Genomic DNA, 12756 nt, shown 5'->3' with positions numbered 1-12756 from the left:
GGGAGCCGCCCGATGTCGGACCAACCCTCGATCTCCCGGCGCAGCCTGCTCGCCGGCGCCACCACCCTCGGCGTGGCCGGCGGATACGGCCTGCACGCCGTACTCAGTCCGAGCTCCGCGGCCGCGCCCCCGCGCGCCCACACCACGCACGCTCCCGCCTTCGAGGCCGTGACCCGCGAACCGGGCGCCGCGACGGTGTTCGTGCAGACGGCCGCCGCCCCCGGCGACGTGCTGCAGTTACGCCCCTACCGCGACCGCCTGCGCGTCCCGCCCCGCGCCAGAGTGCGGCGCGAACGCGGCCTGTCCACGCTGACCGTCACCATGCGCCCCGTGACCGCCCGCCTGCACGCGGACCTGCCGCCCACCACGCTGTGGGCCTACGACGGCCACTTCCCCGGCCCGACCATCGAGGTCCGCCGCGGCGAACGGCTCCGCGTCACCTGGGCCAACGCCCTGAGCGGCGCCTACCCGGTCACCGCCGTCCAGCTCCGCGCGGTGCCGGGCCCGGTGCCCGTCTGGGACCTGCCGGGCAGGAGCGGCGCGACGCCCAGGGCCGACGTGGCCGCCCTGCCGCCCTGGGCCGTGGTGCACCTGCACGGCGCGCACACCGGCGGCGGCAACGACGGCTGGGCCGAGAACGCGGTCCCGCCCGGCGCCGCGCAGCTCGCCGAGTACGCCAACGAGCAGCGCTCGGCCACCCTCTGGTATCACGACCACGCCATGCACATCACCCGGTTCAACACCATGACCGGGCTGACCGCCGGCCTCTATCTGATCCGCGACGACGAGGAACACGACCTCGGCCTGCCCTCCGGCCCTTACGAGATCCCGCTCGTGCTGTGCGACCGCAACTTCGACACCGACGCCGACGGCAAGGTGAACGGCCGCCTGCTGCACAAGATCACGGAGTACCCGCAGCAGACCGAGACCGTCGTACGCTCCTTCACCGGCCCCTACACGCTGGTCAACGGCACCGTCTGGCCCTACGCGGAGGTCAAGCCGGCGTGGTACCGCTTCAGGATCGTCAACGCCTCCAGCATCCGCCCCTACCTGCTGCGCCTGGTAGACCAGAACGGCCAGCCGGTGCCGGGCAGGGTGTTCCAGATCGGCAGCGACGCCGGGCTGCTGCCCGCGCCCGTGCCGATCGAGGACTGGGTGCTGGTCACACCGGCCGAGCGGGCCGACGTCCTGGTCGACTTCACGGGGCTGGAGGGCCGGTCGCTGCGGTGGGTGGACGCCTCGTTCATCGCCTCGCCGGTGCCCGAGGTGATCAACTTCCGGGTGGGCGGGGACCGGCGCCCGCCGACGTTCACGCTGCCCCCCAAGATCAGCGCGAGCTTCGAGCAGGTCGACCCCGCGGCCCTGCCCCAGCACAAGGAACGGCTCGTTCTCATCACCCCGGCCTTTCCCATCAACGCGGAGATGTGGGAGATGGAACGCGTCGACGCGCCGCCGGGACCGCTGCCCGCCGACGGGATCGTCCAGTTCGAGGACGCGAAGGGGCAGGTCACCACCTATCGCAGGCTGTCCAGGGACTATCCGGACCCGGTCGCCTTCCACGTGGCCGACGGCGACTGGGAGACCTGGCGGTTCGTGTCGCTGGAGGGCAGCGGGGTGCCGCATCCCATGCACGCCCATGGTTTCTCCTTCCAGGCGCAGGAGCGGCTGCGGCTGGACGCGTCCGGGTTCAAGTACTTCACGACCAGCGGTTCCACCCGCCTCGGCGGCGGCACGGAGAAGCCGATCAAGATCCTCGAAGCCGAGCCGCTGCGACCGGAGGAGCGCGGCTGGAAGGACGTGATCGCGGTCGGCTTCCGCGAGATGATCACGACGGTGGGCCGGTTCACGGGCTCGGTCGGGCGCTTCATGCACCACTGCCACATCTACGAGCACGAGGACCACAAGATGATGCGGCCGTTCGTGGTGCTGCCGAAGCAGGTGGCGGCCATGGACCCGCACGGGACGGGCGGTGGCCACTGAAGACTCGGACAGTCTTGACAGATGCCCAGCAAACGTACAAATTAGGTTAGCCTTACCTAACTTCATTCTGACCTACGAGGGGCTTCAGGATTGGATGGCATCGGGGACTCCGTTGCTCTGGTCACCGGCGCGGGCAGGGGCATCGGCGCCGCCGTCGCCGCCACACTCACCCAGGCGGGCGCCAAGGTGGCCGCCGCCGACCTCGACGGCACGCCGTACCGGCTGGACGTACGGGACTCGCGCGTGGTGGACACCCTGGTCGACCGGGTGGAGCGCGAGCTCGGCCCCATCGACATCCTGGTCAACGTGGCCGGAGTGCTCCATCCCGCTCGCGCGCAGGACACCGACGACGAGCGCTGGCGGCAGACGTTCGCGGTCAACGCCGACGGCGTCTTCCACACCTGCCGGGCCGTCGCCCGGCGCATGATCCCCCGGCGGCGGGGATCGATCGTCACCGTGGGCTCCAACGCCGCGACCATCCCCCGCGTCGGCATGGCCGCCTACGCCGCGTCCAAGGCGGCCGCGCGGGCTTTCACCCAATGCCTGGGACTGGAGCTGGCCGGGCACGGGATCCGCTGCAACATCGTCTCGCCCGGCTCCACCGACACGGCCATGCTGCGCGCGCTCCAAGGGGGCGATCCCGTCGCGGGGGACCTGGCCACCTTCCGCACCGGCATCCCCCTCGGCCGCGTGGCGGAACCGCGTGACGTCGCCGAGGCCGTGCTCTTCCTGGTCTCCGCGCGTTCACGGCACATCACCCTGCACGACCTTCTCGTCGACGGCGGCGCCACCCTGCGCGCCTGAGTGATTGGAACTCGATGGAAAGTCTGACCACCGCCGCGGACCCGCTTGCGGGATACGAGCGCACCCGGTCGGTGCTGTTCGCCTCCCCGCGGGGGACGCTGCTCACGCGGGGCAGATCCACGATCGCCGGCGGCGAGCTGGCCACCCTCGCCGACCGGCTGCCCGCGTTACTGGGCCGGTCCGGCGGGCTGGCCGCCGGGGCGATCTCCTTCGACGGGACCGCGCACCTGCTCGTCCCCTCCGAGTCGGCCTGGTCGGCGCCGCTGCCGGCCGCCGCCCCGCCGGTGCCCAGCGGGCGCTGGTGGAGAAGGCAGACCCCGGCGCCGGCCGCGTACATGCGGGCGGTACGGCTGGCCCTGGCCGAGCTGGAGGCGGGCAACCTCGACAAGGTCGTCCTGGCCCGCACCCTGGAACTGCGCTCCGACGAGCCGATCAGCCTGCGGCAGTTGCTGCGTCCCCTGCTCGGCCACGGCTACTCCTTCGCCACACCGCTGCCCGGCGGGAGCACCCTCGCCGGAGCCAGCCCCGAACTGCTCGTCGCCCGCCACGGCAGGCAGGTCATCAGCAACCCGCTGGCGGGCTCGGCCGAGCGCAGCGCCGACCCCGTGGAGGACTCCCGCCGGGCCGCCGCGCTGCTGGAGTCGGCGAAGGACCTGCACGAGCACCGCCTGGTCGTCGAGGCCGTCGCCGAACGGCTGAGCCGATACTGCGACAGCCTGGAGGTGCCGAAGACCCCGCGGCTCACCTCCACCGCGACGATGTGGCACCTGTCCACCAAGATCACCGGCACCCTGCGCGACCCGGCGACGTCGGTGCTGACGCTGGCCGCCGCGCTGCACCCGACCCCGGCCGTGTGCGGCACCCCGCAGGCCGCGGCCCGGCGGGTGATCGGCGAGCTGGAGGCGGTCGAGCGCGGCTTCTACAGCGGCCTGGCCGGATGGTGCGACGCCGCGGGCGACGGCGAGTGGGCGGTCGCCATCCGCTGCTGCGAGGTGCACGAGCACACGGTGCGGCTGTTCGCGGGAGCCGGCATCGTCGCCGGATCCGTCCCGGAGCGGGAGCTGGCCGAGACCACGAGCAAGTTCCGCACGGTCCTGGACGCGCTGGGGGCGGGCAACGATGCACTGGACTGACGAGGAGGCGGCCCGCTACCGGGCCGCGGGCTACTGGAGCGGCATCAGCTTCGGCGACCTGCTGCGCGAGCTGGCCGGGCGCCACGGGGAGCGGACGGCGCTGGTCTCGCCGTCGGCCCGGTGGAGCTTTCGCGAGCTGGACGAGCGCGCCGACCGCCTGGCCGCCGGGCTGCGCGCGCGGGGCGTCGGGCCGGGCGACCGGGTCGTGGTGCAGCTGCCGAACGTGCCGCAGTTCCACCAGGTCTGCTTCGCCCTCTACCGGCTCGGGGCGTGGCCGGTCTTCGCGCTGCCCGGCCACCGGTCGGCGGAGATCTCCCATTTCTGCGGCTTCACCGAAGCCGTGGCCTACATCTGCCCGGACGAGGCGCACCGCGCGTACGCCCCGGGCACGCCGTCGATCACTCTGGACGAGCTTCCCGAGGCCGAGCCGGTGGAGCTTCCCGGCCGCGATCCGGGCGAGGTGGCGTTCCTGCAGTTGTCGGGCGGCAGCACGGGACTGCCCAAGCTGATCCCGCGCACCCACGACGACTACATCTACAGCTTCCGCGCCAGCGCGCGCCTCTGCGGGCTGAGCGGGGACAGCGTCTACCTGTGCGCGCTGCCCGCCGCGCACAACTTCCCGATGAGCTCGCCGGGCGTGTTCGGGGCGCTGAGCGCCGGCGCCGCGTCCGTCCTGGCGCCCGACCCCAGCCCGAGCACCTGCTTCCCGCTGATCGAACGCGAACGGGTCACGATCGCGGCGCTGGTGCCGCCGCTGGCGTTGCTGTGGCTGCGCGCCGCCGCCGGCGCCGCGTACGACCTGTCCAGCCTGGACGTCCTGCAGGTGGGCGGCGCCAAGTTCAGCGAGGAGGTGGCAAGGCGGGTGCGCCCGGAGCTCGGCTGCACCCTCCAGCAGGTCTTCGGCATGGCCGAGGGGCTGGTCAGCTACACGCGACTCGACGACCCCGAGGACGTCATCGTCTCCACGCAGGGCCGCCCCCTGTCCCCCGCCGACGAGGTCGTGGTGGAGGACGACGGGCAACTGCTCACCCGCGGGCCGTACACGATCCGCGGCTATTGGCGCGCCGAGGAGCACAACAAGCACGCCTTCACCGCCGACGGCTTCTACCGCACGGGCGATCTGGTACGGCTCACGCCCACCGGCCACCTCGTGATCGAGGGCCGCGCCAAGGACCAGATCAACCGCGGCGGGGAGAAGATCGCCGCCGAGGAGGTGGAGAACCACCTGCTGGCCCATCCGTCGGTCCACGACGTGAGCGTGGTGGGTCTGCCCGACCCCTACCTCGGCGAACGCGCCTGCGCCTACGTCATCTGCGCCGGCCCGCCTCCGCCCAAGGCCGAGCTGCGCACGTTCCTGCGCGAGCGCGGCATCGCCACCTTCAAGATCCCCGACGTGTTCGAATACGTCGACGCCTTCCCCAGCACGGCCGTCGGCAAGGTGAGCAAGCGACATCTCCGCGAGAGGACCTGACGATCATGGCCATTCCCGAGATCGCCCCCTATCCGATGCCCAGTCAGGTACCCGCCAATCGCGTCGCCTGGCGCCCCGACCCGCGCAGGGCCGTCCTGCTCATCCACGACATGCAGAACTACTTCCTCGACGCCTTCACCCCTGGTCAGTCCCCGTTGATCGAACTGATGGCCAACGTCCTGGCGCTGCGCGCCCGGTGCGCGGACCTGGGCGTGCCGATCATCTACTCGGCCCAGCCGGGCGCGCAGAGCACCGAGGACCGCGGCCTGCTGCGCGACTTCTGGGGTGTGGGCGTCGGCGCCGACCCCCGTGAGGCCGAGATCGTGGCCGGGCTCGCGCCGCGCGGCGACGGCCTGGTGATCACCAAGTGGAGGTACAGCGCCTACCAGCGCACCGACCTGGCCGGGCTGACGAAGGACAAGGGGCGCGACCAACTGATCATTTGCGGCGTCTACGCCCACATCGGCGTGCTCATGACGGCGTGCGAGGCGTTCATGCGGGATGTGCAGCCCTTCGTCGTGGCCGACGCGGTGGCCGACTTCTCCTTGGAACACCACGAGATGGCGCTGCGCTACGCCGCCGAGCGCTGCGCGGTCACCGCGACCACCGCGCAGATCAGCCGGGCCCTCAGCAGGGAGGTGGCCGGTGTCTGAGACGGCCCGGCGGCTGCGCGCGCAGGTCGCCGAACTGCTCTACGTCGAGCCGGAGGAGATCGGCCCCGACGACGACCTCCTCGCGGCGGGCATGGACTCCATCCGGCTGATGACCCTGGCCGAGCGGTGGCGGGCAGAGGGCGCGGAGGTGTCCTTCCCCGACCTGGTCGAGCGCCCGACGCTGACGGCCTGGGCGGAGCTGCTGGCATGACCATGCCCCTGACCGGGGCTCAGGCGGGTATCTGGTTCGCCCAGCGCCTGGACCCCGGCAACCCCCTCTACAACGCCGCCGACCGGCTCGACATCCACGGCCCGCTGGACGCCGCCCGCTTCGAGCGGGCACTGCGCCGGTGCCTGGCCGAGGCCGAGCCGCTGCGGCTGCGCTTCACCGAGGAACCGGCCCAGTACGTGCCCGACTGGGACTCCGTCAGCGGCCGCCTGGTCCTGCTCGACCTGCGCGGCGAGCCCGACCCGGAGGCGGCGGCCGAGGAGTGGATGCGCGCCGGCACCCGCTCCCCCGTCGACGTGGTCACCGGGACCCTGCACCACCACGCCCTGCTGCGCCTGTCCGACGAGCACACGGTCTGGTACCTGCGAGCCCACCACATCCTCATCGACGCCTACGCGCTCTCGCTCCTGGTCGGCCGGGTCGCGGAGATCTACTCGGCGCTCACCGACGCGCTCGCGCCGGGGCCCAGCCCGTTCGGCACCCTCGCGCCCGTGCTGGCCCAGGAACGGGACTACCGCCGGTCCCCGCAGTTCGCGGCCGACCGGGCCTACTGGCTGGGACGGCTCGCCGGCCGCCCGGACCCGGTGGGCCTCACCCGCGAGCCGCCGACCCCGGCCCACGAGGTCGTCCGCTGCCGCGCGTCCCTGCCGCCCGCGCGGCACTGGGACGCCCTGGCCCGGCAGGCCCGCGCGACCTGGGCGGACGTGGCCGCCGCCGGGGTCGCCTGCTACGTCGGCAGGGTCACCGGAACCACCGACGTGGTGATCGGGCTGCCGCTGATGAACCGCTCCGGCGCCGGGCTGCGGGTGCCCTGCCTGGCGGTCAACGTGCTGCCGCTGCGGCTGGACGTACGGCAGGGCCGTACCCTGGGCTCGCTCGTGGAGCAGGCGGCGCGGCGCATCGCCGAGGCGCGCGCTCACTGCCGCTACCGCAGCGAGGACCTGCGCCGGGACCTCGGGCTGGCCGGGACCCGGCACCCGCTGTCCGGCCCGATGCTCAACATCAAGCCGTTCCCCACCGAGGTGAAGTTCGCCGGATCCTCCGGCACCGTCACCAACCTCGCCGCCGGACCGGTGGACGACGTCGCCATCACGCTGAGCTTCGACGGCGACCAGCTGATCCTGGACCTCGACGGCAACGCCGCCCGCTACACCCCCGAGTCCCTGGCCGCGCACACCCGCCGCCTCGCCCGCTTCCTCGGCGCGCTCGCCGACGTGCCCGCCGGCACGCCCCTGGGCCGCCTGGACCTGCTGACCGACGAGGACCGCGCCGCCCTGCCCGCGCCGCGCCGCCCGCCCGTCGCGCCGCCGTCCGTCGTCGCCGCCTTCCAGGAGCGGGTACGGCTGGCGCCGGACGACCTCGCCCTCGTCAGCGGAGAGGAGAAGCTGACCTTCGCCGACCTCGGCGCCAGGGTGGACCACATGGCCGGCCAGCTCGTGCTCGAAGGGGCCGGACCCGGCCAGATCGTCGCGCTGGCCCTCCCCCGCTCGGCCGAACTGGTCGTGGCGCTGCTGGCCGTGCTGCGTTGCGGGGCCGCGTTCCTGCCGGTCGACCCCGCCTACCCCGCCGGACGGCGGCGCCTCATGCTCACCGACGCCGCCCCCTCGATCGTGATCACCCCCGGCTGGGCGCAGGCGGGCGAGGTCCCGCGCACCCGCATGGCGGAACCGCACCCCGATGACGCCGCCTACGTCATCTACACCTCCGGCTCCACGGGCAAGCCCAAAGGCGTCGTCGCCACCCACGGCGGCCTGGCCGCGCTCCTGGCCGGCCACCGCGAGCGCCTGGTCCCCCGCGGGGAACGGCTGCGCGTCGCGCACACCGCGTCGTTCTCCTTCGACGCCGCACTCGACCCGCTGCTGTGGATGGTGCTGGGTCACGAGCTCCACCTGATCGGCGAGGACGTCCAGGGCGACGGCGCCGCGCTGACCGCGTACGTGCGCGAGAACGCCATCGGCTGCCTCGACGTCACGCCGTCGCAGCTGAAGGAGCTGCCCGAACTGCTGGCCGGCCCGCCGCGCGTCACCGTGGTCGGCGGCGAGGCCGTGCCGGAGCCGATGTGGCGCGCCCTCCGCGAGCGCACGCGGGCGGTCAACCACTACGGGCCGACCGAGGCGACCGTCGACGCCTACACCTGGTTCGGCGACGGCGGGGAGGGGCCCACCGCGGGAACCGGCGTCCACATCCTCGACGGCGCCCTGCGGCCCGCGCCGCCCGGAGTCGTCGGCGAGCTGTACCTGTCCGGCGCCGGTCTGGCCCGCGGCTACCTCAACCGGCCGGCGCTCACCGCCGGACGGTTCGTGGCCGCGCCGGGAGGGGAACGCCTCTACCGCACCGGCGACCTGGCCCGCTGGGACGCCGAAGGCCGTCTGGAACTGCTCGGCCGCGGCGACGAGCAGATCAAGCTGCGCGGGCTGCGCATCGAGCCGGGCGAGATCGAGGCCGTGCTGGAAAGCCATCCGGACGTCGGCGCCGCCGCGGTGGCCGTGCACGGCGACCGGCTGATCGGCTACGTGACGTCCGCCGCCGACCCGCTGCTCGTGCGCGAGCACGCCGCGGAACACCTGCCCGCCGCGCTCACGCCCGCGGCGATCGTGCCGCTGGCCACGCTGCCCCGCACACCCGGAGGCAAGCTGGAGCGCGCCGCCCTCCCCCCACCCGTCGTCGTCGGCGGGCGTGACCCCGACGCCCGTACGGCCGCGGAACGCGCCCTGTGCGAGCTGTTCACCGAGGTGCTGGGCGTCGCGGCCGGGCCGCGCGACAGCTTCTTCGACCTGGGCGGCCACTCGCTGCTGGCGGGGCGGCTGGCCGGGCGCATCCGGGAGAGCTTCGGCGTGCGGCTGCCGGTCAGGGAGGTCTTCTCCGGCCCCACGCCCGCCGAACTGGCCGCCCGGCTGCCGGCCGACCGGGCCGCGCGGCCCCCGTTGCGGCGCAGGCCCAGGCCGCGGCCGATGCCGCTGTCCTCCGCGCAGTCCCGGCTCTGGTTCCTGCACCGCGCCGACGGGGGCGGGCCCGCCCACAACCTCCCCATCGCGGTACGGCTCAGCGGGCCGATGGACCGCGAGGCCCTGTCCACGGCGCTGGCCGACGTGGTGGCCAGGCACGAGATCCTGCGCACGGTCTTCCCCGACCGGGACGGCGTGCCGTACCAGGAGATCCGGCTGCCGGCGCCGGTGGCGCTGCCCATGTGGCAGCCGGACATGCCGGAGACGGCGATGCGCACCATCGCCCGCCGCGCCTTCGACCTGACCCGCGAGCCGCCCTTCCGCGCGCACCTGCTGCGGCTGGGCGCCCGCGAGCACATCCTCATGCTGGTCCTGCACCACATCGCGGGTGACGGCTGGTCGGTGGGCCCGCTGGTGCGCGACGTCCAGACCGCCTACGCTGCGCGCGCCGCCGGGCACAGTCCCGGGTTCGAGCCCCTGCCGGTGCAGTACGCCGACTACACGCTGTGGCAGCTCGACCTCGGCGAGCCGGGCCGCGAGCACTGGACCAAGGCACTGGCGGGCCTGCCCGAGCGGCTCGACCTGCCCACCGACCGGCCGCGGCCCGCCGTCCCCACCGGCGCGGGCGACACCGTGCCGGTGGCGATCGCGCCCGAGATCTGGACCGGCGCCCTGGACCTGGCCCGCCGCAGCCACGCCACTCCGTTCATGGTGCTGCACGCCGCGCTCGCCGCCCTGCTGACCAGGCTGGGGGCAGGCACCGACATCCCGACCGGCACACCGGTCGCCGGACGCCACGACAGCGCGCTGAGCGGGGCGGTCGGCTCGTTCGCCAACCTGCTCGTGCTGCGCGCGGACACCTCGGGCGACCCCACCTTCGCCGAACTGCTCCATCGGGTGCGCGAGGCCGACCTGGCCGCCTTCGACCATCCGGAACTGCCCTTCGACCGGCTGGTCGAGGCGCTGAACCCGGTCCGCGCCCGCGACCGGCACCCGCTGTTCCAGGTGATGCTGGTGCTGCGGGAGGCCGCGGAGTCCCGCCTGGTGCACACCGGCACGGCCGCGTTCGACCTGACGCTGCGGCTGGACACCGACGGCAACGGCTTCCTGGAGTACAGCACCGACCTGTTCGACCGCGACGGCGCCCGGTCGCTGGCCGCCCGCTTCACCGGCCTGCTGGGTCAGGCGGTGACCGAGCCGGACCTGCCGATCGGCCGCCTCGACCTGCTCGACGCCGCCGAACGCGCCTGGCTGACCGGCGGCGCCGACCCGGACCCCGTCCTCGTCTGCGCCGCCGGGGACACGGTTCCCGACCGGTTCGAGGCGCTGGCGCGGCGTACCCCGCAGGCGAAGGCCGTCGGCGCGCTCACCTACCGCAGGCTCAACAGCCGCGCCAACCAGCTCGCGCACAAGCTGATCGCGCACGGCGCGCGGCCCGAGGCGGTCGTCGCCGTGGACCTGCCGCGCGGGCCCGACCTGGTGGTGGCGATCCTCGCGGTGCTGAAGGCGGGGGCGGCGTGCCTGCCGCTCGACCCGTCCGACTCCCGCGAGCGCGTCGACGCCGTGCTCGCCGACGCCGGCCCGGTCTGCGTGGTGGACGAGAGCTGGCTGGAAGACCTGGGCGAATGGCTCGGCCACAACCCGGAACGTGCGCTGCGGCCCGAGCATCCCGCGTACGTGACGTACTCCTCCGGCCTGGCCGGGCTGCTCGTCACCCACCGCAACGTGCTGCGGCTGCTGTCGGAGACCGGGGCCTCGCTCGGGTTCACCCGCCGCGACGTGTGGGCGTCCTTCGACCTTTCGCCCCGGGAGCTGTGGGGCGCGCTGCTGTCCGGCGGCCGCCTCGTCGTGGTGCCGCACCCGGTCGGCCGCTCTCCGCTCCAGCTGCTCGCCCTGCTGCGGCGGGAGAAGGTGACGGTGCTCAACCTGGCCCCTGTCGCCTTCGACCGGCTCATGGCTGACGACGACGGCCGCGAGCTGCCGCTCCGCTACGTGATCTTGAACGGTGCGGTCCTGGACGCCGCGCGTGTGCGCGACTGGCGGCCGGACGGACCCCGGACGCTCACCGTGCGCGGCCTCACCGAGACGAGCGCGCACGTCACCGGCCGCCTACACACCACCGGAGGGCCGCACACCACCGGAGGGCCGCGCGACGACGGCCGCGACCCGCGCGTCTACGTGCTCGACGAGCGGCTGCAGCCGGTCCCGCCCGGGGTGACGGGCGAGGTGTACGCGGCGGGCCCCGCCCTGGCCCGCGGCTACCTGGGCAGGCCCGGCCTGACCGCCGAGCGGTTCGTCGCCGACCCGTTCGGCCCGCCCGGCTCGCGCATGTACCGCACCGGCGGCCTGGCCGTCTGGCGGCGGGACGGCACCCTCGCCCACACCGGGCGCCGGGAACCCGGCCGGGCCGGAACGACGGCGCGCGCACCACACGGTCCTGGCACGCCGATCGCGCTGACACGCGCGGCGTTCGATCCCGGCGCGGAGGCCGCGCCGGCGCGGGCGCCCCACGGGCCTCGGGCGGCGATGCTGTGTGAGCTGTTCGCCGAGGTGCTGGGGCTGCCGCGGGCCGGCGTCGACGACGGCTTCTTCGAGCTGGGCGGGCACTCGCTGGCCGCGGTGCGGCTGATCGACCGCATCGGCCAGGTGCTCGGGGCCACGCTCCCGGTCGGCGCGTTGTTCGCGGCGCAGACCCCGGCCGCCCTGCTGAGCCTGATCGACGGCGGCACCCGCGCGGACCCGCTCGGCGTGCTGCTGCCCCTGCGCCAGGCGGGCTCACGGCCGCCGCTGTTCGCTGTTCACCCGGCCGGTGGGCTCGGCTGGTGTTACGGCGGACTGATCAAGCACCTGCCCGGCCGCCCGATCTACGCCCTGCAGGCCCGCCGCCACCCGCTGCCCGCCTCGCTGACGGAGCTGGCCGCCGACTACGCCGCCCAGATCCGGTCGGTACAGCCCGACGGCCCCTACCATCTGCTCGGCTGGTCCACCGGCGGCGTCATCGCGCAGGAACTGGCCGTGCTGCTCGCCGACGTACGGCTCCTGGCGATCCTCGACGCCCGGCCCGCCGAGGCGCTGCGCGAGCTGCCGCCCCCCGACGAGGCGGAGGCGCTGGAGGCGCTGCTGGCCATGGACGGCCACGCCCCCGACGCCGCGCTCACGCTGGAGCGGGTCGCGGAGATCCTGCGCAGGGAGGGCAGTCCGCTGGCCGGACTGCCCGCGGGCGCCCTGGCCGAGCTCAGGGACGTCCACCTCAACACCGACCGGCTGGTACGCGGCCACGGCACGAGGGTGTACCAGGGCGACGCCCTGTACTTCCGGGGCACCGCCGGCACCCTTCACGACCGCCGGCCGGCCGGGGCGTGGCGCCCGCACATCACCGGCGTGATCGACGCGCACGACGTGGCCTGCGACCCCAAGGACCTGACCCGGCCGGGACCACTCGCCGAGATCGGCGCGGTCCTCTCCGCGCGGCTCCACGACCGCGAGGGCGAACCCCTCGGGTGACCCACTTGACGGCCGCCCTAAGTTAGGGTGCGTAACT

General features: G+C 74.2%; 7 protein-coding genes. All 7 read left to right on the top strand.

Annotated elements, in window-relative coordinates:
- Positions 1-12: 12 nt before the first annotated feature.
- The 7 genes from ACIBHY_RS48775 (at position 13) to ACIBHY_RS48745 (ending at position 12719) form a co-directional block, all read left to right on the top strand.
- Positions 13-1980, top strand: coding sequence for a multicopper oxidase family protein (locus tag ACIBHY_RS48775; protein WP_397310368.1), 1968 nt, complete (start codon positions 13-15; stop codon positions 1978-1980).
- A gap of 90 nt (positions 1981-2070) precedes the next feature.
- Positions 2071-2784, top strand: coding sequence for an SDR family oxidoreductase (locus tag ACIBHY_RS48770; RefSeq protein ID WP_397310367.1), 714 nt, complete (start codon positions 2071-2073; stop codon positions 2782-2784).
- 14 nt (positions 2785-2798) lie between these two features.
- A complete protein-coding gene (locus ACIBHY_RS48765; protein WP_397250558.1) occupies positions 2799-3917 on the top strand; it encodes an isochorismate synthase in 1119 nt (372 codons plus the stop codon).
- Positions 3904-5388 carry a (2,3-dihydroxybenzoyl)adenylate synthase gene (locus ACIBHY_RS48760; RefSeq protein ID WP_397250560.1) on the top strand — a complete coding sequence of 495 codons (1485 nt, stop codon included), beginning with the start codon at positions 3904-3906 and terminating at the stop codon, positions 5386-5388. Before ACIBHY_RS48765 ends, ACIBHY_RS48760 begins: the two co-directional genes overlap by 14 nt.
- Before the next feature lie 5 nt (positions 5389-5393).
- The gene (locus ACIBHY_RS48755) at positions 5394-6041 is read left to right on the top strand and encodes an isochorismatase family protein (protein WP_397310366.1); all 648 of its coding nucleotides are present in this window, start codon (positions 5394-5396) and stop codon (positions 6039-6041) included.
- Positions 6034-6252 (top strand): phosphopantetheine-binding protein, encoded by a 219-nt coding sequence (locus ACIBHY_RS48750; protein ID WP_379621142.1) that lies wholly within the window; start codon positions 6034-6036, stop codon positions 6250-6252. The genes ACIBHY_RS48755 and ACIBHY_RS48750 overlap by 8 nt, the downstream gene beginning before the upstream one ends.
- Positions 6249-12719, top strand: a complete 6471-nt coding sequence (locus tag ACIBHY_RS48745) for an amino acid adenylation domain-containing protein (RefSeq protein ID WP_397310365.1) — start codon at positions 6249-6251, stop codon at positions 12717-12719. Before ACIBHY_RS48750 ends, ACIBHY_RS48745 begins: the two co-directional genes overlap by 4 nt.
- The last annotated feature ends 37 nt before the right edge of the window (positions 12720-12756 follow it).

Origin of the sequence: Nonomuraea sp. NPDC050547 (assembly GCF_044457345.1) — a bacterium.
GTDB lineage: Bacteria > Actinomycetota > Actinomycetes > Streptosporangiales > Streptosporangiaceae > Nonomuraea.
The sequence above is the reverse complement of the archived record's forward strand: the minus strand, read 5'-3'. Positions and strand labels throughout refer to the sequence as shown.